This is a genomic window from Novisyntrophococcus fermenticellae (assembly GCF_018866245.1).
Classification (GTDB): domain Bacteria; phylum Bacillota; class Clostridia; order Lachnospirales; family Lachnospiraceae; genus Novisyntrophococcus; species Novisyntrophococcus fermenticellae.
Window position 1 is genome coordinate 3,292,437 of sequence record NZ_CP076458.1, and the last position, 26,619, is coordinate 3,319,055.

Here is a 26,619-nt window from a genome sequence, read left to right on the forward strand (position 1 = left end):
CATCAATTTTCCCACAACCACATAATTCACATTATGTGGTAACAAGCTGTGTAAAATCAATAATCTGGTAGATTTTTTAAAAAAATATTTTTTAAAAATGGCTGTATACAAAAAAAGGCAAAAAGAAATAAGGCCGTCTTTCCTCTTTTTTAAAACGGCTTTGTTTAGGTGTCTATATTTAAATTATACGGACAAATTTGCTGAAATCAGGAAAAATGATTGACTTGTAAGGGTAGCTATGATAGTATACTATAATAAATAGGTATGTATTTATCAGGTGCTTGTTACCACATAATGTGAATTATGTGGTTTTTTCTTTTTAAACCACGAGTCCCATCCGATTAATTTCGCGGACGTGCTCCGTTCCTGTCGAGATAGTGTATACGCGCGTTGTATCAATACTGCTGTGACCAAGAATATCCGCCAGATGCACGATGTTTTTTTCAAGTTCATAAAATATCCGTGCAAACAAATGTCGCAGATTGTGCGGAAATACTTTTGTCGGCTCCACACCGGCTATTTTACATAACCCCTTCATATCATGCCAGATATTAGAACGATCGAGTGGCTTTCCGGTCTTTGTACGGAAAATATATCCGGAGCATATGTTTTTTTCCAGGGCATAGCGTACCAGCGCTTTACGGAGCTTATCAGGAAGTAGGATTACCCTGTGTTTTCCCTTACAGTTAATATCGGCACGCCCTTTTTGCGCCGCCTCTACTGTAATAAATTCCAGTTCAGAAACGCGGATACCGGTCGCACAGATTGTCTCCATTATCATTGCAAGCCGGTAATTTTTTTCTTTTCTGGCAGCATCTACCAATCGACGGTATTCATCTTTCGTCAGTTCTCTTTGCTCATCTCTGAAAATACAGCGCTGACATTTGATCAAACGCACACGGCAGTTGTTCCATCCCCTATATTCCAGAAAACGATTGATAGCTACAAGCATGGAATTGACGCTGGATACCGCATACTTTTTCTCCAGATATTCCTTATACTCCATAACCTGCGTCTTACTGATTACTTTCTCTTCATTTACTCCGCCATTGGCAAATCGATAAAAAGCTAATATATCCCGGATATATTTTTTAATTGTATTTTTGCTTTTTTCCTCTTCTGCCAGCCATATTTTATAATCTTCTATCATTTGTAGATTCATTTTGTACGTATATTCCACTATTTTTTGCTCCTGTCTGCATTTATTGTAAAGTATATTATTTACAATACCTACGTTATCAATCCCTCCGTTTTCTTTTTTCATCTTCCATTTATTCCCAGTATTAGTCCAATGATGGTTATTATACTCCTTCTTGAATAAACCGGAAATTTAGATTTTTTATCAAAAGAAAATCTTAGCGATTTGCACACATGAAAGTAAACTTCCCCATATACAAACTGCTAAGATTCATATAGCTGGTTTTATAATATTACTACTGCTCCATCTGTTTTCCCAAAAACCCTGCTGCTACCTGTATTAAAACTTTTTCATTTTCTCCCAGTTTTGTTCCGGAATTTTTTCCACGGTCCATTAATATCACGGCACCAATGGCATCGCCAGAGGATATGATGGGTACTACAATTTGAGAAATGCTGTTTTTATCATCTTCATCCGTCAATTGTATAAATGCGCTTTCCTTTTGCCCCGCCAGGACTGTTTTGCGTTCTGAAATTGCATCCTCCAGTTCTTTGCTGATATTTTTTCCTTCAAATTCCTTTTGTCCGGAGCCACTGGCAGTTATAATCTGATCATGATCGGTTACGCATACAAGATACCCGGTCAGCTGGGATAATACCTGTGCATACTCTTTTGCGAATTTTGCCATTTCACCCATTGGAGAGTATTTCTTTAATACAATTTCTCCTTCTTTTCCGGTAAAAATCTCCATTGGTTCCCCTTCACGGATTCTCATGGTTCTCCTGATTTCCTTTGGAATTACAATACGCCCCAAATCATCAATACGTCTGACAACACCTGTAGCTTTCATATATTATGCTCCTTTAATTCAAGTTTTTTCTTTATTACTTCTTTTATCTTCCTGATTCCCTGTTTCGATTCAATTTGATAGAGCTATTATTTGTAAGATTTGGATGAAATATACACTAAAATGGCAATCCCCCGGAAAACTGTCTGCATACAATTTTTCGGGGAAAGATTTTTTATGATTTATACATGCAAAAAAAATGTCGACAACCAGACGCCGACATCTTTTTTATATCTGATAATATTCCTCCAACGTCAGACCTGTAAGTGCAAGATACAGGGACAATGATTTTCCCACATAGCGTATATGCCATGGTTCGTAAGCGTAGCCTGTAATTTTCTCTTTTCCCTTGGGATATCTGAGAATAAATCCAAACATGGGTGCATAAACCGCAAGCCACTTTCCTTCCGGAGTCTCACCAAACTCCTCTTCCAGTTCATAATCCATTCCCGGCGATGAGACGTCCAGTGCCAGACCGGTCTGATGCTCGCTGGTCCCCGGCCGGGCCACGTACTGGTTCACTTCTTCAGCAGGAGATTCCTGCAGACGCTGCTGGTAAATTTGATTCTGCCGTTCAAAGGACCTATATCCGGATACCCCATACAGCAGATGACCAAAAGACTTTCCATATTCCAAAAGCCTTCCCGCTGCTTCGGCAGCCGCCTCGCAGAGCAGCCGCTTCTCTTCAAGCCTTTCCGCACAAAACGGAAATTCGCAGACAACCAGGCCATGCGGAATATAAGTGGCATCCAGCGGATGCTGTCGATTGACCAGACATGTATAATTCTGCATAAAAATCCCCTCCCTTTCAAAAATACTCATAGGATATATATGAACGAAGGGGAACTTTTATGATTAAAATATTTACTGATTTTCAAGAGCCTTCATGCTCATCTCTTCTAACAAATCCGTCTTAATCTTGTAAAGATTATCTGACAAATCCACATAGACAGTCTGTGGATTGACAAGACGTCTGGATTCATCCCAGAGAGTCTCCTTCTCCCGGGTGCAGATATCCCGGATCTCCATTACCGATGGAGACGTATAGACACAGTTTCCCTTTTGAAATACAGGAAGCAGCAACTCTCTTAAGCGGTAAGTTCCGCCTTTCAATCTGGTTTTCTTCCATGTCTCAATAGGGTCAAACAAGATCATATCTTCCGATTCATCAAACTGCTCCCCTGCCAGGCAGATTAAATCTGCTCTGATTTTTCCGCTTTCAGTATCATAGATGCGGAAAATTGTCTTATCACAAGGATTGGTGACTTTCTCCGTATTTTCGGATAATTTAATTTTCGGGGTAAATTCATCCTCCCATGCGTTCTTAATCGCAGCAAGTTTATAGACACCGCCGAATGCAGGCCAGTCACCTGAGGTAATCAGATTCGTACCAACTCCCCAGGAATTAATCTTTGCACCCTGTGTCTTCATACTGTCAATCAGATACTCATCCAGATCACTGGAGGCCGATATGATTGCATCTTCAAATCCCTCTGCTGCCAGCATCTCGTACGCCTTTTTCGAGAGATATGCCAGATCACCGCTGTCAATACGAATCCCATAACCCTTCATCTCCATGCCTGCATCCCGCATCTCAGAGAAGACACGGATGGCATTCGGTATTCCGGATTCCAGAACATCATACGTATCCACAAGCAGGATACATGCCTTCGGATACAGTTCGGCATAAGTCTTAAACGCAGTGTATTCATCGGGAAAGCTCATAATCCAGCTATGTGCATGGGTTCCCTTCACCGGTACATCGAACATCTGTCCGGTCAGTACATTAGAGGTTCCGATGCATCCCCCAATCATGGCTGCCCTTGCACCGTAGATACCCGCATCCGGTCCCTGCGCCCGGCGGAGCCCGAATTCCATAACGCCGTCACCTTGCGCTGCATAACAGACCCTTGATGCCTTAGTGGCAATCAGACACTGGTGATTGATAATATTCAGCAGCGCAGTCTCTACCAGCTGTGCCTCCATCACAGGAGCAATTACTTTAATCAGTGGTTCTCTGGGAAATATCACCGTTCCCTCAGGAATCGCATAGATATCACCGGTAAAATGAAGCCCTCTCAGATATTCCAGGAAATCCTCATCAAACATCTTAAGCTCCCGCAGGTAATCAATATCATCCGGGGAAAAATGAAGATTACGGACATACTCAATCACCTGCTCCAGGCCTGCCATAATCGCATAGGCACCATCACTGGGATTCTTCCTGTAAAACGCATCAAAAACAACAATCTGACTGGTAGGATTCTTGTAGTAACCCTGCATCATTGTCAGTTCGTATAAGTCTGTCAATAAGGTTAAATTCAGCGCTCTCATAAAACCTCCATATTTATATCTTTTCATTATCTTTCCATAATTGCAGGAGAACCTGTTACCGTTCATTCCCAGAACTGTAACCAAATTTTACTTATTATAGCACTGACCAATCGAAAATACAACCAGGTTTATTTCCTATGCAGTAGCATATGGCTTTAATATCTCACTTAATGCAGTTGCACTGCTGGTATGACATCGTACAATCTCCGTGTTGCTTCTCCTGACCTCTTCCACAGCGGTCTTTACCATCTTATGTGACACCGTGTTCGTAAACAGTACCAGCAAATCAGGTGAGCCAATCTGTTTGTCCAGATTTGCACTCATCTGTGTGAATACCTTAACCTTGCAGCGATGTTTCTTACAGATTTCTTTATACTTCATAACCATGCGGTCATGGCCGCCAACGATAACAACACTCATAATTTTTCCTCCTATATGGCAGACAATTCTTCTCCTAGCTTTTTACAGTTTCAATTGCCTCATCATCCGGTTCGTTATTACAAATCAGCCCTTCACCGCCTACGATTACGGCGCCCGCATCTTCCATACGCTGTGCCCAGATACGCATCCATTCGCCATCGCCCCAATCATAGGAGCCAAAAAGTGCTATTTTTTTACCTGATGCAAATCCTTCCACTTCATTTACAAATGGTTCTGCAATTGTATCCTCCAGCTCTTCTGCACCCATAGCCGGGCATCCCAGCGCGAATGCATCACACTCCTTCAGTTTTGAAGCATTGTAATCATCCATTGATACTACCTCTACATCTTTTCCCGCTGCTTTAACGCCTTCTGCAATAGAATTTGCCATTGTCTCCGTGTTTCCTGTTCCGCTCCAATATGCAACTACAATTTTACTCAAATCTCAGTCCTCCATTATTATTTTTATTTATCATATGCTCCATAATTCTGCTGACCGCTTCCTGCCTCACCTTGTGATATAGTGCAAAAGTCTGACGGGCCTTTTCTACATCTCCGTAAACTTTCCAGCAACCTGACAGCAGGTAGTTCTTCCCTTCAAATTCAATAAATCCCCGCACATCTTCCAACGGATATCCCAAGATGATTCCCAGTTCGTGGGGATACTCCATCTCCCCGTCAAGATAGCAGGATGCTCTTTCTCCAAGCCGTTCCAATACATCTTCCATCTGGAACGTCGGATATCCACAGGTCTGCAAAAACCTTTGAACTTCCTTTTGATTTAATACCGCTCTTATATTTTTCTCCCTATATAATAACCATGCACATTTTTTCTTACCTTTATACAGGAAGTAAACTCCGACGTCCGAATCCCGGATCATTTCCTTGACCTCTTCCGTGTCTACGCCTTCAAGCATAAGCAAATTTGCAGGTTTAATTCCTGCCAGAACAGGTGCACACTGTTCTGCAAGTCTTAGATTTTTTTCATATGCGCTCCTGCACGTCATAAATAATCTCCTCTCCGCCTGCAGTTTTGTGTTAGTCCAAACTAACCTTTGTTTTTAAAATAAAGGCAGCAAAACGTTACGATCATTTCTGTTGCCTTTATTTAAGCTTATGTCATTTACCTTTATGCACGGATTCATTCATACCGGGGGAACAGCCATCACAGCCGCAGCTTCCTCCGCAGCTTGAGCAAGTCTTCCCCGATTTCTTATCTCTGACAATCTTGCGAATTACCAGGGCTACCACCCCGGCCACTATAAGCAACACTATAATTGTTCCTGCATTCATAAAAATCCCCCTTTCCACGCCCGGCAGAGATGAATCAAACAGCTCTGCCGGTATTTGCCTTAACCGTTGACTTCTTTTCTTCTTTATTCGGGCGGAACAGCAGATAAATAAAGAATATAATTACGATGAGTGCCGCAACTGTTCCAATCCTAAAACCGCCGCCTTCGAAGAGTGTTCCAATCTGGAAGATAACCATAGCTGCCAGGTAAGCCAGAATCGTCTGATAACCGATTGCAAACCAGAACCACTTTGTATTATTCATCTCTCTCTTAATCGCACCCATTGCCGCAAAGCATGGAGCACATAACAGATTGAATACCAGGAAGGAATATGCAGAAGCAGTTGTGAAGCTTCTGGCGAGCGTTCCCCATATTTCATCTCCGTTCTCAGCCACTTCAGCAAAACCATAGAGGATACCGAAGGTTCCTACTACATTTTCCTTTGCTATCAGGCCACTGACAGCTGCAACCGCTGCTTTCCAGTTTCCCCATCCCAACGGGATAAAAATCCATGCAATGCCGCGTCCAATAACTGCAAGCACCGAATTTTCCATATCTTCTACCATACCAAAGGAGCCATTTTCTATTCCAAAGCTCTGTGTAAACCAGATAAAGATTGTAGCAAGAAGGATTACTGTTCCTGCTTTCTTGATAAAGGACCAGCCGCGTTCCCACATACTTCTCAAGATATTCACAACCGTTGGCATATGATAAGCCGGAAGTTCCATGACAAAAGGCGCCGGATCGCCTGCAAACATCTTTGTCTTCTTAAGAATAATTCCTGAACATATAATTGCCAGTACACCAACAATATATGCACTGGGAGCTACCCACCATGCTCCATGAAACAAAGCTCCGGCAATCAATGCAATAATTGGCAGCTTGGCACCGCAGGGAATGAAGGTCGTTGTCATGATAGTCATCTTCCGGTCACGATCATTTTCGATCGTTCTGGAAGCCATAATTCCCGGAACGCCGCATCCGGTACCTATCAGCATGGGAATAAATGATTTTCCGGAAAGTCCAAATTTACGGAAGATACGATCCATGATAAACGCAACTCTTGCCATATAGCCGCATGCTTCCAGAAAACCAAGAAACGCAAACAGTACAAGCATCTGAGGAACGAATCCCAGCACCGCACCGACACCGGCGATGATTCCGTCTACAATCAGACTTTGCAGCCAGGGTGCACAATTAATCGCTTCAAGTCCCGAAGTTGCCAGAGCCGGTATGCTTGGAATATGAAGAGAAGAGATGCCAAACAGATTCCAGCCGTCCGCAAAAACTCCATCATTCACCCAGTCTGTTGCCCAGGTTCCAACTGTCGTCACAGATACATAATACACAAGTGCCATGACCACAAAGAATATCGGAAGACCCAGCCACCGGTTTGTGACAACGCGATCAATTTTATCTGAAGTAGTCAGTTTGTTTCGATTCTTCTTTATATATGATTTCTTAATTACTTCCCCTATGTACTCATACCGTTCGTTGGTAATGATACTTTCCGCATCATCATCCAGCTTATTTTCAATAACCGTAATGATGGATTCCACATTCGGAACGATCTTCATCGTATCCTTGATCTTTTCATCTCTCTCAAAAAGCTTGATTGCAAAGAAACGTCTCTGTTCCGGCGGGATATTGCTGTCCAACTGCCCCTGGATTTGATTCAACCCATCCTCAACAATTTTCTGGAAGCTATGAACAGGAACATGCTTACTCTTGTTCTTTGCCAGCTCCACGGCCTTATCGGCTGCTTCCTTAATTCCCTTTCCCTTTAATGCAGATATCTCGACGATCTGACATCCCAGTTGCCTGGAAAGGTCTTCTTTTTTTATTTTATCTCCGTTTTTCTCAACGACATCCATCATGTTGATGGCCATGACCACCGGAATTCCCAGCTCCATCAGCTGCGTACTAAGATATAAATTTCGCTCAAGGTTTGTTCCGTCTATAATATTAAGAATAGCATCCGGACGTTCTGTAATCAGATAGTTACGAGCGACCACTTCCTCCAGCGTATAGGGTGATAAAGAATAGATTCCCGGAAGATCCATGATGATTACATCTTTATGCCCTTTAAGTTTACCTTCCTTTTTTTCTACCGTTACACCCGGCCAGTTACCAACAAATTGATTTGATCCGGTCAGCGCATTGAACAATGTCGTCTTTCCGGAATTGGGATTCCCGGCCAATGCAATTTTTACTGACATTTCATTTTCCTCCTCATTCTTTCTCGTTTACACAAGAAAAGTTAGATTTCTCTAACCCTGTTTCAAAATCAGTTACAGTTCAGCCATAGGCAAAAATCATTTCACTTCAATCATCTCCGCATCTGCTTTACGTAAAGACAACTCGTATCCTCGTACATTGACCTCTATCGGGTCACCCAGGGGCGCCACCTTTCGAACATAAACTTCTGTTCCTTTTGTGATCCCCATGTCCATAATCCGTCGCTTTACAGCGCCTTCTCCATGAAGTTTCACAACAGAAACAGTCTGACCAACCTTTACCTGTTTAAGTGTTTCCATCTTTGATACTCCTCCTTTTATCAGCCATGCAGGCTTGCATCCAATCGCTTTATTGAAAATAGAATATAGATTTTAAATGATAATTTTATTAGCCATCTCTTTACTGATAGCAACTCTGGAGTCTTTGACATTGACAATCACATTCCCACTTATAATAGAAATGACCGTCACCTCACCACCAGCCACAAATCCTAAGTTCTCCAGATGTCTCCTGATTTCACTCTTACCGCCAACTCTGACAATCCTGTTGGACATACCCGCTGTAGCCATACTCAAAGGCATCACATCATCACTCCTTTCCCAAAAAGTTACCCTTATCTAACTACCTAAAGGTTAGCACATGCTAACCTGATTGTCAATATAAAAATTTGTATTTTAGCTTACTTTTTCTGCGATTTTTATTGACGATTTCTAAGGAAAGGTATATGATATGAATATATGAACAATCATTCATATGTTTGATCGAGTTATTAGTGGAGGACATCGTATGACAAAGAAAGTATACACTATAGAAAATCTGGACTGTGCAAATTGTGCTGCTGCTGTAGAGCGGAAAATCAATGCCCTTCCAGATGTACAGGAAGCAATCCTGACGTTTGCAACAAAGCAGCTTCGAATAACTGCAGAGGATCCTGATTCATTATTGGAGACGATTCGGGCAACAGCTTTAAGTGTGGAGCCCGGCGTAGAAATCTATCCCAGAAATCGTTCTTCCTCGCATGTTCATACGGATACCGGATGTTCACATGAACATGAGAACTGCTGCAGTGAACATACGCACACACAGGCATGTGACAATTGCAGCGAAGAAGAACACAAATATAACCACGCGTCCGGTGACGCTTACGACCGCGAAGATATGGTATCTGCACCACCCCGCACAGGAATTCTGAACGCTGAAAACCGCAGAGAATTTATAGAAGTGGGGCTTGGAATCATTCTGTTTGCCTCCGCTTTTCTGGTAAGATACTTAGGCTTTGATTTTGTATCCATCGCTCTGTTTGCTCTGGCTTATATCGACCTTGGCGGCAAGATTGTATGGACTGCCGTTAAAAACCTGACCAAAGGCAAGGTTTTTGATGAAAATTTTCTGATGAGTATTGCAACACTTGGGGCATTTACAATCCAGGAATACGCCGAAGCCACAGGTGTTATGCTTTTTTACCGTATTGGTGAATTATTTGAAGATATAGCTGTGGAGCGCAGCCGCTCACAGATTATGGATGCTGTGGATATGCGTCCTGAAGTAGTCACAAGAGTCGAGCCAGGAGGGTTGCACACCATTCCCTCTGCAGATGCAAAAGTCGGAGATATCCTGCAGATAAAGCCTGGCGACCGGATTCCGCTGGATGGGGTTATCACAGACGGTCAGAGCAGGATTGACACCTCACCTGTAACCGGCGAATCTGTTCCGGTCAGCGCAGTCCCCGGGGATTCTGTTATTTCTGGCTGCATTAACACCTCTGGTCTTTTAAAAATACGTGTTGAAAAGGTCCTGGAGGAATCCATGGTGACAAAAATTCTGGATTCTGTGGAAAATGCCGCTGCCAGCAAGCCACAGATTGAGCGCTTTATCTCCAGATTTGCACGGATTTATACTCCTTTTGTTGTTGCACTGGCTCTTGGTACAGCGATTATCCCCTCTTTGATTACCGGTGACTGGAACTACTGGGTTTATACAGCACTTACCTTTTTGGTAATCAGCTGTCCCTGTGCGTTGGTTTTAAGTGTTCCTCTGGCCTTTTTCTCCGGCATCGGGGCAGGATCCAGGAAGGGAATCTTATTTAAAGGCGGAGTATCACTTGAAGCGATGAACAATGTAAAAACTGTAGTGATGGATAAAACCGGTACGATTACAAAGGGGAATTTTGTTCTCCACGAAGCTGTGCCGACGAAAGGCACCTCAACCGCCGGACTTTTATCTCTCTGTGCTTCCGGCGAATCAACATCCACGCATCCGATTGCCCACAGCATTGTCTCTGCTGCAAAAAGTGCAAATCTTAATATCCCGGAACCACACTCCGTGGAAGAGATTGCGGGACATGGTGTTCGTGCGGTGCTGGCAGAAGGAGAACTTCTCTGCGGAAACAGAAAGCTTATGGAGCAATTCGGCATTCAGATTACCTCCGGAGAGGAAATGTATGGTACAGAAGTCTTTGCAGCACTGAATGGAACCTATATTGGTCATCTGGTTATTTCCGATACAATTAAGGAAGATGCAAGGCCGGCGGTGAATGCGCTGCATAAGCTGGGAATCAAGACAGCTATGCTTACCGGAGATACCTCAGAGAAGGCAGAATCTGTTGCGGAGGAAACAGGAATCGATGAGGTTTATGCAAAGTTGCTTCCACAGGACAAAGTCTCCCAGCTTAGCAAGATTCGCGCGGCGAGCGGGGAAGTAATGTTCGTCGGCGATGGCATTAACGATGCTCCGGTTCTGGCGGGCGCAGATGTGGGCGCAGCTATGGGAAGCGGAGCCGATGCGGCAATCGAAGCAGCCGATGTCGTATTCATGACTTCCAGCATGGAGGCAATTCCGCAGTCTTTGGACATTGCAAGGGCTTCCAGCAGGATTGCACGGCAGAACGTGGTATTTGCCTTAATTATAAAAGTGCTTGTCATGATTCTCGGTCTGTTTGGTTTTGCCAACATGTGGATGGCTGTCTTCGCAGATACCGGAGTGGCTATGCTCTGTGTATTGAACTCAATACGGATTTTATATAAGAAGTAAGTTCGTGTTGTAATTAAAGAAAAAATTGGGTATAATAAGTGTGAGGTGATAGCACTTTATGGAACGTAAAATAATAAAAAAACTTCTATTATGGAAAAACAGTCTGAAACGTATGCCCCTGATTATCTATGGTGCAAGGCAGGTTGGTAAAACCTATACGGCTTTATCTTTTGGGAAACAAAATTATAAAAATACCGTTTATTTTAACATGGAGGATTCTGCGGAAATCACCTCTATCTTTGAACGTGACCTGAAACCTGAGCGCATTATCAGGGAATTATCAGCAATCAGTGGTCAATCAATTTTCAAAGGGGATACATTAATTATCTTCGATGAGATTCAGGCTTGTGAGCGTGCTTTGACTTCTTTGAAGTATTTTTGTGAAAATGCACCGGAATACCATATTATTGCTGCAGGCAGTCTACTGGGTGTAGCCATAAACCGAGGGAAATACTCATTTCCCGTAGGCAAAGTAGATATGATGAACATGTACCCGATGGACTTCGAAGAATTTCTTTGGGCAACCAAAAATGAACAATTGTGTGAATTAATTAAGAAGTCTTATTCCACCTTCACACCGCTTTCTATTCATGATACAGCAATGGATATGTATAAAACCTACCTGGTAGTGGGAGGCATGCCCAGAGCCGTCCTGGAATATGTGGACACAAACGACTTTGATTTTGTATTGGCGGCGCAAAAAAATCTCAATGATGCGTATATTGCTGATATGGCCAAATATACTACTCCACAGGAAACTACAAAAATCATGGCAGCCTGGAACAGTGTACCCGCACAGCTTGCAAAAGAAAACCATAAGTTTCAATATAAAGTGATTAAATCAGGAGCCCGGGCCTATGAATACGAAACACCCATTGATTGGCTGAGTTCAGCCGGAATCATCAACAAGTGCATCCGGATTACTGAGGGTAGAATGCCACTTTCTGCCTATGCAGATAATGCATCTTTCAAGATATATATGATGGATGTCGGGCTACTCTGTTCCAAATTCGGGATTCCTGCTAACATCATTGCTAATAGCCCACACAGTTTTGATGGTTTTAAAGGGGCTTTAGCCGAAAATTATATTATGCAAGTCCTGGTGACGAGTGGATTCAAACCATTTTATTGGAGTTCTCAAGGTAAAGCCGAGGTTGATTTTATCTTTCAGGATAAACAAGGACGTATCATCCCGCTGGAAGGGAAGTCTGCTGAAAATGTACGCTCAAAGAGCCTGAGAACCTTTGTATCACAGTATAACCCTCCCTATTCGATAAGGGTATCAGCAAAAAACTTTGGGTTCGAGAATCAGATTAAAAGTATCCCTTTATATGCTTTATTCTGCCTTAATCCGGATGGGGGCAATGAATAGTGGATAAATTTATAAGCGAACAGGGAGCAATTTCATATGGTTATTCCTGACGTAAGAATTCTGTAACGCTTAAACCTGTTTCTTCCTTAAAGCATTTATAAAAATACTTTGCAACCGCATACGGGATCTCCTCTTTGGACGACTTCTGCTGTGCAGTAAATTTTGAGCCATCTCAATGCGATAGTGCCGCAAAAACTCGGAAAAGGAATCTTATCATAGCCAGGATGAAGGTTTTAAACAAGGTAAGATTTTAAGTTTGTGGTTAAATTTTAGGATTAATTTTAAAAGAAGTGTAATATTTTAAGATAGAAAAACGACACAGCTAACGCTGTGCCGCCTCTGGAGAACATTCTTATATTGTTTTATGTGTGCCACCCTGTGGGGTAGCTTTTTATTCTTTTTTATCTTCGTTATGCACAGCTTCCGTCTTTTTACTTCTTCCTCTCACCACAAAAAGTATAATTCCGGCCGCAAACATAAAGATTGAGATAAATTGTGATGTGGACAGTGCTCCCACGGTCCCGCGTATCAAATCTCCTCTGAAATATTCCAGGATAAATCGTCCGCCACTGTAGAGGATCAGATACAAAGCAGTAACCTGTCCGTCTGCCTTTTTCCGCTTATGAAACCATATCAGGAACACAAACAGCAAAAAATCCAGTCCGCTGGATATCAGCTGTGTGGGAACCAGAGATACGTTGTTGGGGGCAAAATCTGAGCTGTGAAAAGTAATTCCATAATTGGATTTTGTCTCTACTCCGTAACAGCATCCGGCAAAAAAGCAGCCGATTCTTCCAATTGCCTGTGCCAACGCAACGCTGGGCAATGCCAGATCAAAATATTTCCAGGGCTCCAGCTTATACTTTCTGCAGAATAACCATGCTCCCAGGATTCCTCCTATAATACCTCCATATACCACCCAACCGTCTCCAAAGTTGCGAATAATAATCATCGGATCCTTCATAATCTGAGGCAATATGGTCAGACAATATAAAATCTTAGAGCCCGCAAATCCAAAGATCAGGCACCAGATAACCAGGTCAAAAATCTTTTCTGAATCCAGACCCTGCTTCTTCGCCCGCCTTTCAGCAACAACATATGCTGCGATAATACCAATTGCAATCATCAGACCATACGTATGCACGGTAAACGGTCCGATGGAAAATAAATCATTATACATGAACTCCTCCTGTGTCTTTTCTGTTACAATAAATCGAAACAATCAATATAGCAATTATATCTTATAATAAATAAAAAAACAATGAAGTTCACAGTTTTTATACATTTTCATTTCTCAATGTGCTAAAATGATGATACTGAAGTTAAGCAGAGAGGAATATGATTTATGATTCATTTTGAGTGTGACTATACGGAAGGCTGTCATTCTTCTATCTTGAAAAAATTAATTGAAACCAATGAGGAGCAGACCTGCGGTTACGGCCTGGACGGACATTGTGAACACGCACGTGCTCTGATTTGTGATTTATGTGAGGCTCCCGACGCCGACGTGCACTTTCTGGTGGGCGGTACGCAGACCAATACCACGGTCATTGCCTCTATCCTGCGCCCGCATCAGGGCGTGTTATGTGCCGGTACCGGGCATATTAATGTGCATGAGACCGGTGCTATAGAGGCAACAGGACATAAAGTTCTGCCCTTGCCAAGTCAAAATGGTAAGATAACCGCATCTCAAATTCAGGCTGCCTATGATGAGCACTGGAATGACAGTGACCATGAACACATCGTACAACCCGGGATGGTTTATGTTTCACAATCAACAGAGAATGGAACTATCTACTCAAAAGCTGAGCTTACCTGTCTCCATGAAACCTGTCAAAGATGTGGACTCCCTCTCTTTTTGGACGGTGCACGTCTGGGCTATGCCATGGAGTCCCCTGAAAACGATTTGCATATGTCCGATCTGGCCAACCTGTGTGATGTCTTTTATATCGGAGGAACAAAGGTCGGTGCCTTGTTCGGAGAGGCTGTAGTAATTACCAATCCTGATTTGAAACAGGACTTTCGCTATCTTCTCAAACAGCACGGAGGAATGCTTGCAAAAGGGCGTCTGCTGGGCATTCAGTTTGAGACTCTGCTGGAAGGAGGCTCGGACAGTCTTTATTTTCAGATTTCAAAGCATGCAGTAGATCTGGCGCTTCAATTAAAAGCATCCCTTTTGGAAAAAGGGTATAAGTTATACTATGATTCCTTTACAAATCAGCAGTACCCTATCCTTTCCAATGAGGTAATGGAACGCCTCTCAAAGGAATTTTCATTTTCTACCTGGTGCAAAGTGGATGAAGGGCATACCGCAGTACGCTTCTGTACCAGCTGGGCTACCAGACCGGAGGCAGTGGAAAAGCTGCTTGATACTTTATAATCTAGGCGTTGTTCTAAAAGGATGGGCAAAAGTATCGATTTAGATACTTCCGCCCATCCTTTTTATACCAAAGTATGCAAGGAAAGCTGCCAGTGGCAGGTTTTCTGTATTCTCAAAATTAGTTTTTTATACCTCCTGATCATTCGTCAGATGCAGTTTGTCCAGAACATAGAAGGTCAGAGACAAAAGCATGCCGACCACACATGCCAGTACCATGCCCGTCAGCGAAACGCTTCCAAAGTTCACCGTTATGCCGGATAGTCCGATTACGAAGATTACAGAAGTTAATGTAAGATTTCTGGACTTTCCATAGTCCACTTGGGAATCTACCAGGATGCGGAGTCCTGAAGTCCCGATCATCCCATATAGCAGGATAGAGATGCCTCCGATAACCGGTCCCGGTATCGTACTTATCATCGTGGCCAGCTTTCCACAGCAGGAAGCCAGGATAGACAGAACAGCCGCTCCGCCGATTACCTGTACGCTGTAAACGCCGGTAATCGCCATGACTCCTATGTTTTCTCCATAGGTTGTGGTCGGCACCGAACCAACCAAGCCAGACAGGGTAGTCGAAAAGTAATCTCCAAAGAGCGTACTATGAAGTCCTGGTTTTTTTATTAAGTCTCTGCCTACAATTTTACCGGTTACGACCTGATGTCCAATGTGCTCAGAGGTTACCACGAGTATCACCGGAAGAATGGTTATGACAGCACTGGCATTGAATTTGGCCATTTGGAAATGCGGCAATGCAAACCAGTGTGCTTTTACTACCTCGCTAAAGTCCAGTATTCCACACAACGCGGCGGCAACGTATCCGGCGATAATCGCAATCAATATTGGAATGACCGACAGAAACCCGCGAAATAAAATTTGTCCGAATACCGCAACCCCGAGTGTTACCAGAAATACCACAACATTCTTCATATCAATTTTATCTACGCCCACCAGCCCGGCATTTTTAGCGGCCGAACCGGCCAGTTCCAGGCCAATCAATGCTACTACCGGACCCATGGCGGCAGGCGGAAGGACGATATCAATCCAGTCTGTCCCGAATTTATAGATAACAAACGCCAGAATACATCCCACAATTCCTACTACAACAAATCCTCCCTGCGCATATTCAAACCCATATTTTGAAATTACAATGCCAGCCGGAGCCAGGAATGCAAAACTGGAGCCCAGATAAGCGGGTGATCTCCCTTTAGTTACAAAGATAAAAATCAAGGTACCGATACCATTCATAAAAAGTACAATAGCGGGATTAATCCCCAGGACAAACGGCACCAGAACCGAAGCACCAAACATTGCGAACATATGCTGAATGCTCAGCGGTACCAGCAGCTTTGCCGGAACCTTCTCCTCTACCTGTATTACTCTCTTTTCCACTCTCTTTTGTTCTCCTTTTCTTCTCGATTGCATGAAAATAGGGTGTCGGACAACTTTTCAGTCATCCTGACATCCCCATTTTACCCGCTATTTATTCAGCATGGATACCAGGCGGCGGATATATTCGGGATCCGTACCACAACACCCGCCAACCACAGTGGCACCGGCCTCCACAAGCCTGACCATCTGTCTTGCGAATTCAGAAGCACTCATATTATAAACCGCTTCCCCTTTTTCATTGATAACAGGCATGCCTGCATTTGGCTTCGCAATCACAGGTATTCTGGCAATCCTCTTCATAGATGCCACCACTGCCTCCATCTGATCCGGACCCATCGAACAATTAATTCCGACGGCCGCCGCACCCATCTCCTGAAGACTCTCCATGGCTTCTATCGCGTTTCCACCGAAAAAACCGGATCCATCGGATTCTACTGTCATGGAGCACATGACCGGCAGGTCACAGACAGCCTGGGCCGCATCCAGAGCTACGATCATCTCCTCCACCGACAACATCGTCTCAGCCACAAGTAAGTCCACGCCGGCATTGGCGAGGGCAGTAATCTGTTCTTTATAGGCGTCAAGAAGTTCCTCATAAGTGATTCCCCCGTCGGGATCTATGCGCTTTCCCGTGGTAGTAAAATCTCCTGCTATATAGGCATTTCCACCCACTGCCTTTTTGGAAATTTCCACCAGACGTGTATTCAATTCTTCCACGCGGTCAGCCATCCCGAAGCTGCCAAGACTGATTCTGTTGGCAGAAAAGGTGGGAGCATACACGACCTGCGAGCCTGCCTCAACATAATCCTTTTGTAATCTCATCAGTACATCCGCATGATCCAGAGCCCAGCACTCTGTGCTGACTCCTTTTGGCATGCCGGCTTTGGTGAGGTTGGAGCCCGTTGCCCCATCCAGAATCAGAAAGCCCTGCCCTGTCAATTGTGCGAATTCCCGATTATTCATTTGGATTCCTCCTGTGATGAGCTGGCGGCCGCGCTGTCTACGGACGTACTGCTGCTGCCTGTAGAGGAACTGTTAGTACTGCCGTCCGTTGTTTCCGCCTGCTTAAATGTATAAACATCCTTATCGGTTACTTTCAATCTGTCCCATGCCTTTGTCTTCTTGGTTTCAGCCTTTTTCAGCCATTCATCCAGCAAAGCATTCCATTGGTCCTGCTTCTTTGACTGCACAAGCTGTTCCTTCTTTGATGCGGTTTTTTCCTCATCAAACGTCTTGTCCAGGCGGAGTACATAATAGCCATTCCCACCTGTACCCTCCAGTACTTCAGGATTGACCTCACCGTCTTTCAGTTTTGCAGCCGCAGTTTTCAGAACTTCGTCGGTACTGGTATCATCACTTCCATAACTGCGTGCAGCAGCCGACAGACTTTCGTCAACCTCCTTAGCCAATGCATCCATATCAGCTGACGCTGTATCCCCGCTGGCCATGACCTTGTCCAGAACATCCTGTGCAAGCTTCATTTTTTCTTCCTTTTCCTTGTCCGTCAGCTCTTTTACATTGCCATCTTTATCCTTTTCTGTTCCGGTGGTAGAAACCATCACGGAGGTAATACTCGTCTGAGCCGCCTCCTCGTCGCTTACTTCAACCTCCATGCCTGCCTGAGCCACAGCTGACACCTTGGCCTGATATGCATACAGTTGAAGGACTTCTGAAATATCTTTCTTTGTCACACCCAGTTTTTCCAGAACCTTCTTATCGTTGCTCTCCAGAAATTTTTCTGCGGCTGCATCAGCCCCATCTGTTTCCTCCTGGCTGAGTGACACATCATATTCTCCCGCATGGCTCCTTATCAGATACATCTTTTCGATGCTCCCTAACATATCACTTTTAAATGAATCCCCGTATGTTCCGTTCTCAGTGGCCGTACTGAAGATACTGCCGGCACTCTGACCGAACATAGCATAATAACTCAGCATGCTGGCCTGTTGAAAACGAAGCAGGAAATTAGCCGTTCCGACATTCACAGACTCTCCATCAATAACAATCGCTTCTTCACTGCCGTCAAGGGCAGACTTACCGCATCCGGATAAAGAAGCTGTAACAAGGGATATTGCCAACAAGCCACATGCTATCTTAGCAGACAAATTTCTCATAAGTTCCTCCGATCATCTTTCTGTTAATACTCTTAAGTTCTAATTATATCCGTTTTCAGCATCAAGAGCAACAATTTTTTAATAATTCAACAACCTTCAGACAGCGATCCAAATAGAAGATATTCTCTTCCCTTTTTTTTCTTCCGGGCTCCAGCAAAAAATAAGGTCTGCTGACCATCTTAAAATTCAATTCGCCCCTAAACTGTTCCAAAACCGCAGGTATTCCCTGAGGATTCAGCTTTGCTCTTTCATGCATCGTTATCTTTACTGTATTGCCTGTCTGTTTCAACTCAACGATATAGACCTGGTGGGCTGCCGCTTTGAGCCTGGCAACCGCTAACAGGTTCTGCACAGATCTGGGCGGTTCTCCAAAACGATCCATCAGTTCCTCCAGCATATCCTCATATTCCATATCATTTTCGATACCCGCTATCCTCTTATAGATATCCAGCTTTTGAAATTCATTTGTGATGTAATCCTCCGGAATGTAAGCATCCAGTTCCAAATCCACGGTTGTTTCAAAGTCTTCCTGTACAGCAATACCCTTGGCTTCTTTTACCGCTTCACTTAGCATCTTACAATATAAATCATATCCGATTGCTTCCATGTGCCCATGCTGCTGTGCACCAAGCAAATTCCCTGCACCGCGGAGCTCCAGATCCCGCATTGCAATCTTAAAGCCACTGCCAAGCTCCGTAAATTCACGAATTGCATGAAGACGCTTTTCCGCAATTTCCTTTAGCATCTTATCCCGCTTGTACATAAGAAACGCATAGGACGTCCGGTTTGACCTACCCACACGGCCTCTTAACTGATATAGCTGCGACAGGCCCATTTTATCTGCATCATGAATAATCATCGTATTCACATTCGAGATATCCAGACCGGTTTCAATGATTGTCGTGGTCACAAGCACATCTATTTCGCCATTGATAAAACGGTACATGATTCTTTCCAGTTCCCGTTCCTTCATCTGTCCATGGGCAAATCCCACATTTGCCTCCGGTACCAGAGCTGCAATCCGGTTGGTAAGTTCCATAATATCATTCACTCTGTTATAAACATAATAAACCTGACCGTCTCGCGCCAGCTCCCGGCTGATGGCCTCTCTTACCATCTCTTCGTTGAACTCCAGCACATAGGTCTGAATCGGAATACGGTCCTGAGGCGGTTCTTCCAGTACGCTCATATCACGGATTCCAATCAGGCTCATATGCAGTGTCCTTGGAATCGGTGTAGCTGTCAGCGTCAGCACATCCACATCCTTTTTCAGGTTCTTGATTCTTTCTTTATGCGTTACACCAAAGCGCTGTTCTTCATCCACAATCAAAAGACCCAGACTTTTAAATTCCACATCCTTAGACAGTACCCTGTGTGTACCAATCAGAATATCCACAAATCCCTTTTTCAAGTCCTGAATCGTCTTTTTCTGCTCCGCAGGTGTTCGGAATCTGCAGAGGAGGTCAACACGTACAGGAAAATCCTTCATTCTCTGTAAAAATGTATTATAATGCTGTTGAGCCAATATGGTAGTAGGGACCAGAAATACAACCTGTTTGCTGTCCTGAACGGCTTTAAATGCTGCACGAATGGCAATTTCTGTTTTGCCATACCCTACATCCCCGCAAATAAGCCGGTCCATAATCTTATGGCTCTCCATATCATGTTTTACCGCATCAATAGCTATCAACTGGTCATCCGTCTCCTCAAAAGGAAACATTTCTTCAAATTCTCTTTGCCAGACGGTGTCCGGTCCGAAGGAATATCCTTCTGTCTGCTGCCGGGTAGCATATAAAGCCACCAGTTCCTTTGCAATATTCCTGACAGCCCCGCGCACTCTGGTTTTCGTTTTGTTCCATTCCTGGCCCCCAAGCCTGTTCAATTTGGGTTGTTTCGCATCCGCTCCGGAATATTTCTGAAGCACATCCAGCTGCGTTGCCTGGACATACAGATTACTGCCGCCTGAGTATTCAATCTTCATGTAATCTTTTACCACATGATCGACTTCCACCTTTTCAATTCCCCGGTATATACCCAATCCATGATTCTCATGGACCACAAAATCCCCGACAGACAGCTCCGCAAAATCCTGTATTTTTTTTCCACTGTATTCTTTCTTTTTTCTGCGTTTTCTGGCTTCTTTTCCAAATATATCCGTCTCGGTAATCAATACAAATTTCTGCATAGGATACTCAAAACCACGGCGGGCACTTCCATGGAGCACCATAACTTCACCCGGCTGCAGCATCCGATCCTTATCTTCGCTAAAAAATGCAGGGGTTCCTTCATTTTGTATTTCTTCTGCAAGTCTTGATGCGCGAGTCCTTGAAGGAGATAGCAAAACCATCCGGTATCCAATACGTTTCCAGTTCTGTAAATCTTTAATCAGCAATGGAAACTGATTGTTATATGCATTGACCGACTTCACTGTAACAGATAAGGTCCGCCGGATTTCCCAGTCATTTTTCATGGGCTCCATCAGGCTCACACCTACCGTATTTCGCCGATTCAGTTCATATGCCAGCCGCTCCGGTGTCTGCAGCTCCGGGATTTCCCTGCTATCCACCAGATTTTTCTCCATCCGTTGATTCATACATTCACAGAATTCATCTGAGATAGCCTTTGCACTCTCCATGATTCGGTTGGGTTCATCCATAAAGACTACAGTACCTTCCGGCAGATAGTCGAAAAAGGTATCCACAAGATACTTTTTTAAATCTTCACCCTCTTTTACCACAATCTCTGCCGCAGGATAGACGGTGATGCTGTCCAGATTCTCAATTGAGCGCTGGCTTTGCAAATCAAAGCTGCGGATGGAATCCACCTCATCGCCCCAAAGTTCAATCCGATAGGGATAGTCTTCTGTAAGTGGATAGATATCGAGAATTCCTCCGCGAATGGAGAACTGCCCTGCCGCCTCCACCTGTGAACATCGCTCATATCCCATTAAAACCAATTTTTCTTTCCAGCTGTCCAAATCCAGAGCAGAGTCATTCTGCAGATGAAGAATATGTTTTTTGAGCATGCGAAGAGGCAGAAGGTAGTCCATACATCCGCCTGTACTAGTGATGATGGTCACTTCCTTCCGCTCCAGAATCGCCTGTATCACACGCATTCTCTGCCGTGTCAGCAGGTTTCCCTGTATATCCGCCTGATAGAAGATGAGATCCCTGGCAGGATACAGCAGGACATCCGGATCATATAACCGGTAGTCCTCGTATAGTTCCTTGGCCTTTAATTCATTTTCCCCAATAATCAGACGGCAGGATATGTCACCTGACAACCCTGCAATCACATGGGCCTTTTGTGACTCCAGACACCCGGTGACTATCGAAAGACCTTGACTGTTTTTTAGACTTTGCTTTAGCTCCGGAAAACCTGCCACGTCTTCCAGCGGCTGCATCAATGCTTTCATAAAAACCTATTCCTTTTCTGCATCATTTTCCACCTTTGGCTCGGATACTTTACAGTTATATCGATTCATGGCACCATCGATATCCTCCTGCAAAACCAGTTCCAACGCATCAGCCGTATGGCATATGGCTTCGTCCACCCGTTTTCTCTCATCCTTTGAAAACGGACTCAATACAAAATCGGCCAGATCCCAGTTTTTGGGCTTTTCACCCACGCCGATACGAATTCTTTTGAACTTGTCTGTGCCCAGCAAGGTGATAATACTTTTAATTCCATTGTGTCCCCCGGCACTTCCTTTTTTACGCACCCGGATATAGCCGGGTTCCAGGCTTATATCATCGTAAATGACAACCAGCTCTTCCTCCGGATCCACTTTATAATACTGTACCAGCTCTGCCACTGCTTCGCCACTCAAATTCATATAGGTCAGTGGTTTTGCCAAAATCACCTTCTGTCCGGCAATCATTCCTTTGCCATACATAGATTTATGCTTTACACCCGAAGAGGGAATCCGATATTGATCCACCAGATAATCAATCGTATCAAATCCTACGTTATGCCTGGTACCCTCATACTGTCTTGTGGGATTACCCAGTCCTACTACAATATACATGTCATTCTCCTGTTTTATGATCAATTAAAGTATACCATCTCTGATTTTGGGGGATCGCAGGGCTTAATCTCGCTGGCATACAAAACCGGTCCTTCCTCACGGTAGGTATCCACATACTCCCATCCCACTTCTGCTGTAACCATAACCCACTGTCCCATCACCAGCTTTTTTGCATCGGGGCTTTTACAGATATATCCGATAAATGTGGTATCGTCCGCACAGCAGGTCATCGCCATACGACCCGGAACAAAAAATCCGGCGGCAACATCCCTGCTTTTTAATACCATACCCTTAAATTTCACAGTTTTACCTTCATAGCGCTCCGGATGATCGCCCGCATCCACATAAAAGATTCCATAGTCTACATCATCAATCAGGACCGGATTGTCCTCCAGGTCATAAGGCAGCGAGTCTTCAAAGATATCGGTCAGCTCACCGGACTGATCCTCGAACAGAATCTCGGCCCCAGGGTTCACTACCTTGATACTTCTGCGGAAATTGGCCAACGGAAGGTCTGCCGTACAGCGGTTAAACATCACCATGTCGGCATTTTTCACCATTTCCATAAAAATGGATTTCATATTGTTCATATAAAGCTGAAAACTACTTCCATCTACTGTTACGATATGCTGGACAATTCCCCAACCCTTGGGCATCTCCATCTCTTCCAGCCTCTTTACGCTCCAAAGCGGATTATATTCCAGAATAATCCTGTCCGGCTTATACTTCATTTCAAAAGTTTTCAAAAGGTCCGGTGTAAAATCCTCAGGGTTTTCCACGACTTCCAGTATTGTATGATGCTTTTTCAGCAGACTCGTGTCATACTCCTCTTCCCCTTCCTCACAGGCAATCAAAAGAGTCGGTTCTTCAATCTGAAAATACTCCTGCTGAACCGTAAAATTAATAAAGGAAGTTTTACCTCCTTCCAGAAATCCGGTAATCAGATAAATGGGAATATCTATTTCATTTTCATTTGGCTGCATCATCGTCCTCTTTCTTTTAATTATAGTAACAATCCAAAAACTTCTTCAAGTTTATCTTCTGCCAGTTTGGACCCGATAACACAGATTCTTCCTGTATATTCGGGAGAACCTTCCCTGACATCCGCTTCACCCGGAACCATATCAAAATAAATCCATTGGCCGTTTTTACCTTCTACCATTCCTTTTGCACGAAGTACAACTCCAAAGTTCTCATTCTCTGACAGATCATTCAAAATTGTCCTTATCTGGTTCTCGTCGAACTTTTTAATTGTCTCACGCCCCCAGCTTGTAAATACTTCATCTGCATGGTGGTGATGGTCATGGTGCTCATGGTCATGGTCATGACATCCACAGGTGCAGTCATCATCATGTTCATGATGATGATCGTGATGGCAGCCACAGTCTTCCTCATGATGATGGTCGTGGTGGTCATGGTCCTGTTCTTCTTCTACATGAGAGAGGTCAATCTTTACGCCTTCCATGGTATCCAGAAGTTTTTTCCCGTCCAGTTCTTCCACCGGTGTTGTAATAATGGTTGCATCCGGATTCAATTCTCTTAAGACTTTCAGGGCGTCCTCAATCTTTTCTTCCGTTGCCTTGTCTGTATCCGTACGGCTCAGGATAATCGTACTGGCGGCCTGTACCTGGTTTTTAAAAAATTCTCCAAAGTTTCTAAGATACATCTTGCATTTATTCACATCCACAACGGTTGTGGCACAATTCAGTTCCACCTCTGCACCAACGCTGACTCCCTCCACTGCATGGATGACATCGGAGAGTTTACCTACACCTGATGGCTCAATAATAATGCGGTCCGGGTGATATTTTTCGATTACATCTGTCAGGGCGGTTCCAAAGTCTCCAACGAGGGAGCAGCAGATACAGCCGGAATTCATCTCTTTAATTTCGATTCCGGCTTCTTTCAGAAATCCACCGTCAATACCGATTTCTCCAAACTCATTCTCTATCAGGACCACTTGCTGACCCTTTAGGGCATTCGCCAGTAATTTCTTGATTAACGTGGTTTTACCAGCTCCTAAAAAGCCGGATATTATATCAATTTTAGTCATAATACAGACTCCTTTCGTATTTTGAAGTTTATATGCACCTCAAGGGACGGAAGATTGACTTCCGCCCCATACGTTGTTATTATACCCTCATTTTAAATGGAAGTAAACACACTTTTTGGGTCAATTTTTTACAGACAGGCGCTAACTTTTACTATGGTTTTTTGTAAGGGCGACATTGAAAATGAAGGAATAAGAATCACGAGTCTTAACCCGGTATTCTTATCCCTTCATTTGACTTATGACTCCGCCTCCTTTTTCAGCCGTTCATCATAAAGTTCAGTAAGCGGTCTACATCCTCTTTCTCGGAAGCAATGATCTCCAGTTCGGGAATCTCACCACAGGAAAAGATATTTGCCAGTGATACGTACTGGCTCAGTTTGGATTTCAGATTCAGCCTGTCGCCCTCTCCGGTAACAAGCTCTACACGTCCAACGCAACTGTCTACAACCTGAAAAAACTTATCAATGTCTTTAATATTTGAAACTTTCATCTGATATCCCCCTTTGATAATATTTTGGCTGATTTCAGTATACTCTATTCTCAGAAAAAAGAAAAGTCCATACTTACCTAATTTCCTGCATAAAACTGTTGACAAAATCAAGATTCTATAATATTGTAATACTATAAATCTTGAAACCGTTGAGAAAGACGAGTAAGCTTTAAGTGAAATCAAAGAGAGCAGCAGGCGGTGGAATTGCTGTATGGAGCGTATTGCTGAATGGACTTTTGAGGGCAGCCTGAAATCTTGAGAGTAGGCGCTGTCGGGAACCAAACCCGTTATCAATAAGGAACGTATGAAAGTACGTGTAAAGTGGACGATTCGTCAATTTGAGTGGTACCGCGGTGATAATAGTGTATATTATTAGCGTCTCAGGCATAGTGCTTGAGGCGTTTTTTGATACCAAAATATAAAAAAGGAGTAAGAATATGAAAAAGAAAGTAACGGCGGCAGTTTTAGGGATAAGTATGTTGGCAGCAGCATTCGCAGGATGTGGCAATGGCGGAAGTACTTCCGCATCAGGTTCCAAGGCAGGCAGCGAGGAAAAGAAGATGTATACCATAGGAATCAGTCAGTTTGCGGAGCATGGTTCTCTGGATAATTGCCGGGAGGGATTTATTGAAGGATTAAAGGAAGAAGGATTTGAAGAAGGCAAAAACTTAACGATTAAGTTAAGTAATGCAGATGCTGATCCAGGCACTGCAAACCAGATTGCAGCAAGCATGGTAGCGGATAAGGTGGATTTAATCTGCGCAATTGCTACACCAAGTGCTCAGGCCGCCTACAATGCAGCGATGGAAAAGAATATTCCTGTCATCTATACTGCAGTTACGAATCCGGTGGCGGCAGAACTTGCCACAGCGGATCAAAAACCAGTTGGTAATGTTACAGGGACCAGCGATGAGCTTCCAATTGAGGCACAGCTAAAGATGATCCGTGAAATTCTTCCGGATGCCAAAACAATTGGTATATTATATACCACCAGTGAAGCAAATTCTGTATCAAGCATTGAAAAATATGAAAAACTGGCCGGGGATTACGGGTTTACGATTGAAAAAGCAGGTATTACAAATACCTCTGAAATCCAGCTTGCGGCGGCAGATCTTTTGGGAAAAGTGGATTGTCTGACGAATTTGACAGATAATACAGTAGTAAGCGCACTTCCCACAGTACTCGGAATGGCAGACGAAAAAGAGATTCCGGTATTTGGAAGTGAAATTGAGCAGGTAAAAATCGGTTGTCTGGCAGCCGAAGGGATTGAATACGTAAAATTAGGTATTGAGACAGGAAAGATGGCCGCCAAGGTGTTAAAAGGAGAGGCAAAGGCTTCCGACCTGAAGTTTGAATCGATTACGGAAAGCAGTCTTTACGTAAATGAGAAAGTAGCTGATAATATGGGAATTCAGGTTCCGGATACTATGAAAGAACGTGCGGTGGAATCATTTACCGAAATAACCGAAAAGTAAAGGTGGTATGGAAGGAGTTTTGA

Annotated in this window: 24 protein-coding genes and 1 other annotated feature; of the genes, 4 read left to right on the forward strand and 20 right to left on the reverse strand. The window is 43.8% G+C overall.

What is annotated here, in order from left to right; all coding sequences use genetic code 11:
• Nucleotides 1–319 precede the first annotated feature (319 nt).
• From KNL20_RS15310 to KNL20_RS15360, 11 genes are all read right to left on the reverse strand, one after another.
• Nucleotides 320–1,264 (reverse strand): tyrosine-type recombinase/integrase, encoded by a 945-nt coding sequence (locus KNL20_RS15310; protein ID WP_230398561.1) that lies wholly within the window; start codon nucleotides 1,262–1,264, stop codon nucleotides 320–322.
• 169 nt (nucleotides 1,265–1,433) lie between these two features.
• Nucleotides 1,434–1,988 (reverse strand): stage V sporulation T C-terminal domain-containing protein, encoded by a 555-nt coding sequence (locus KNL20_RS15315; protein ID WP_230398562.1) that lies wholly within the window; start codon nucleotides 1,986–1,988, stop codon nucleotides 1,434–1,436.
• A gap of 225 nt (nucleotides 1,989–2,213) precedes the next feature.
• Nucleotides 2,214–2,777, reverse strand: coding sequence for a M15 family metallopeptidase (locus KNL20_RS15320; protein WP_230398563.1), 564 nt, complete (start codon nucleotides 2,775–2,777; stop codon nucleotides 2,214–2,216).
• Between the two features lie 72 nt (nucleotides 2,778–2,849).
• Complete coding sequence (locus tag KNL20_RS15325; RefSeq protein ID WP_230398564.1) at nucleotides 2,850–4,319, reverse strand: nicotinate phosphoribosyltransferase; 1,470 nt, start codon at nucleotides 4,317–4,319, stop codon at nucleotides 2,850–2,852.
• A 135-nt stretch (nucleotides 4,320–4,454) separates the two neighbouring features.
• Nucleotides 4,455–4,739 (reverse strand): DUF2325 domain-containing protein, encoded by a 285-nt coding sequence (locus KNL20_RS15330; RefSeq protein ID WP_230398565.1) that lies wholly within the window; start codon nucleotides 4,737–4,739, stop codon nucleotides 4,455–4,457.
• Between the two features lie 34 nt (nucleotides 4,740–4,773).
• Nucleotides 4,774–5,181 (reverse strand): flavodoxin, encoded by a 408-nt coding sequence (locus KNL20_RS15335; protein ID WP_230398566.1) that lies wholly within the window; start codon nucleotides 5,179–5,181, stop codon nucleotides 4,774–4,776.
• The gene (locus KNL20_RS15340; RefSeq protein ID WP_230398567.1) at nucleotides 5,174–5,746 is read right to left on the reverse strand and encodes a DUF3793 family protein; all 573 of its coding nucleotides are present in this window, start codon (nucleotides 5,744–5,746) and stop codon (nucleotides 5,174–5,176) included. Before KNL20_RS15340 ends, KNL20_RS15335 begins: the two co-directional genes overlap by 8 nt.
• A gap of 112 nt (nucleotides 5,747–5,858) precedes the next feature.
• A complete protein-coding gene (locus KNL20_RS15345) occupies nucleotides 5,859–6,032 on the reverse strand; it encodes a FeoB-associated Cys-rich membrane protein (protein ID WP_230398568.1) in 174 nt (57 codons plus the stop codon).
• 34 nt (nucleotides 6,033–6,066) lie between these two features.
• On the reverse strand, nucleotides 6,067–8,250 hold the full coding sequence (gene feoB, locus KNL20_RS15350) for a ferrous iron transport protein B (protein WP_230398569.1): 2,184 nt from the start codon (nucleotides 8,248–8,250) through the stop codon (nucleotides 6,067–6,069).
• 96 nt (nucleotides 8,251–8,346) lie between these two features.
• Nucleotides 8,347–8,568, reverse strand: coding sequence for a FeoA family protein (locus KNL20_RS15355; protein ID WP_230398570.1), 222 nt, complete (start codon nucleotides 8,566–8,568; stop codon nucleotides 8,347–8,349).
• A 72-nt stretch (nucleotides 8,569–8,640) separates the two neighbouring features.
• On the reverse strand, nucleotides 8,641–8,850 hold the full coding sequence (locus KNL20_RS15360; protein ID WP_230400131.1) for a FeoA family protein: 210 nt from the start codon (nucleotides 8,848–8,850) through the stop codon (nucleotides 8,641–8,643).
• 205 nt (nucleotides 8,851–9,055) lie between these two features.
• On the opposite strand from KNL20_RS15360, the gene KNL20_RS15365 reads away from it, so the two are divergent.
• Nucleotides 9,056–11,299 (forward strand): heavy metal translocating P-type ATPase, encoded by a 2,244-nt coding sequence (locus KNL20_RS15365; protein ID WP_230398571.1) that lies wholly within the window; start codon nucleotides 9,056–9,058, stop codon nucleotides 11,297–11,299.
• Nucleotides 11,300–11,357: 58 nt separating this feature from the next.
• Nucleotides 11,358–12,671: an ATP-binding protein gene (locus KNL20_RS15370; RefSeq protein WP_230398572.1), complete on the forward strand. Its 1,314-nt coding sequence runs from the start codon at nucleotides 11,358–11,360 to the stop codon at nucleotides 12,669–12,671.
• A gap of 391 nt (nucleotides 12,672–13,062) precedes the next feature.
• Here the strand turns inward: KNL20_RS15370 and KNL20_RS15375 are convergent, their stop codons facing one another.
• The gene (locus tag KNL20_RS15375) at nucleotides 13,063–13,851 is read right to left on the reverse strand and encodes a prolipoprotein diacylglyceryl transferase (RefSeq protein ID WP_230398573.1); all 789 of its coding nucleotides are present in this window, start codon (nucleotides 13,849–13,851) and stop codon (nucleotides 13,063–13,065) included.
• A gap of 165 nt (nucleotides 13,852–14,016) precedes the next feature.
• On the opposite strand from KNL20_RS15375, the gene KNL20_RS15380 reads away from it, so the two are divergent.
• Nucleotides 14,017–15,051 (forward strand): threonine aldolase family protein, encoded by a 1,035-nt coding sequence (locus tag KNL20_RS15380; protein ID WP_230398574.1) that lies wholly within the window; start codon nucleotides 14,017–14,019, stop codon nucleotides 15,049–15,051.
• Nucleotides 15,052–15,177: 126 nt separating this feature from the next.
• On the opposite strand, the gene uraA is transcribed toward KNL20_RS15380, so the two are convergent.
• The 8 genes from uraA to KNL20_RS15420 all read right to left on the reverse strand — a co-directional run bounded on the left by uraA (nucleotide 15,178) and on the right by KNL20_RS15420 (nucleotide 25,121).
• Nucleotides 15,178–16,437 carry a uracil permease gene (uraA, locus tag KNL20_RS15385; protein WP_230398575.1) on the reverse strand — a complete coding sequence of 420 codons (1,260 nt, stop codon included), beginning with the start codon at nucleotides 16,435–16,437 and terminating at the stop codon, nucleotides 15,178–15,180.
• An 87-nt stretch (nucleotides 16,438–16,524) separates the two neighbouring features.
• On the reverse strand, nucleotides 16,525–17,400 hold the full coding sequence (locus KNL20_RS15390; protein ID WP_230398576.1) for a homocysteine S-methyltransferase family protein: 876 nt from the start codon (nucleotides 17,398–17,400) through the stop codon (nucleotides 16,525–16,527).
• Nucleotides 17,397–18,551, reverse strand: coding sequence for a peptidylprolyl isomerase (locus tag KNL20_RS15395; RefSeq protein ID WP_230398577.1), 1,155 nt, complete (start codon nucleotides 18,549–18,551; stop codon nucleotides 17,397–17,399). Before KNL20_RS15395 ends, KNL20_RS15390 begins: the two co-directional genes overlap by 4 nt.
• 61 nt (nucleotides 18,552–18,612) lie before the next feature.
• Nucleotides 18,613–21,966: a transcription-repair coupling factor gene (mfd, locus tag KNL20_RS15400; RefSeq protein WP_230398578.1), complete on the reverse strand. Its 3,354-nt coding sequence runs from the start codon at nucleotides 21,964–21,966 to the stop codon at nucleotides 18,613–18,615.
• 6 nt (nucleotides 21,967–21,972) lie between these two features.
• The gene (pth, locus tag KNL20_RS15405; protein WP_230398579.1) at nucleotides 21,973–22,578 is read right to left on the reverse strand and encodes an aminoacyl-tRNA hydrolase; all 606 of its coding nucleotides are present in this window, start codon (nucleotides 22,576–22,578) and stop codon (nucleotides 21,973–21,975) included.
• Nucleotides 22,579–22,598: 20 nt separating this feature from the next.
• Nucleotides 22,599–23,564 carry a TIGR03943 family putative permease subunit gene (locus tag KNL20_RS15410; protein WP_230398580.1) on the reverse strand — a complete coding sequence of 322 codons (966 nt, stop codon included), beginning with the start codon at nucleotides 23,562–23,564 and terminating at the stop codon, nucleotides 22,599–22,601.
• A 17-nt stretch (nucleotides 23,565–23,581) separates the two neighbouring features.
• Nucleotides 23,582–24,631 carry a CobW family GTP-binding protein gene (locus KNL20_RS15415; protein WP_230398581.1) on the reverse strand — a complete coding sequence of 350 codons (1,050 nt, stop codon included), beginning with the start codon at nucleotides 24,629–24,631 and terminating at the stop codon, nucleotides 23,582–23,584.
• Nucleotides 24,632–24,887: 256 nt separating this feature from the next.
• Nucleotides 24,888–25,121: a polya polymerase gene (locus tag KNL20_RS15420; RefSeq protein WP_230398582.1), complete on the reverse strand. Its 234-nt coding sequence runs from the start codon at nucleotides 25,119–25,121 to the stop codon at nucleotides 24,888–24,890.
• A gap of 140 nt (nucleotides 25,122–25,261) precedes the next feature.
• Nucleotides 25,262–25,507, forward strand: a binding site (T-box leader).
• A gap of 51 nt (nucleotides 25,508–25,558) precedes the next feature.
• Here KNL20_RS15420 and KNL20_RS15425 point away from each other — a divergent pair.
• Complete coding sequence (locus KNL20_RS15425; RefSeq protein WP_230398583.1) at nucleotides 25,559–26,596, forward strand: ABC transporter substrate-binding protein; 1,038 nt, start codon at nucleotides 25,559–25,561, stop codon at nucleotides 26,594–26,596.
• Nucleotides 26,597–26,619: the final 23 nt, after the last annotated feature.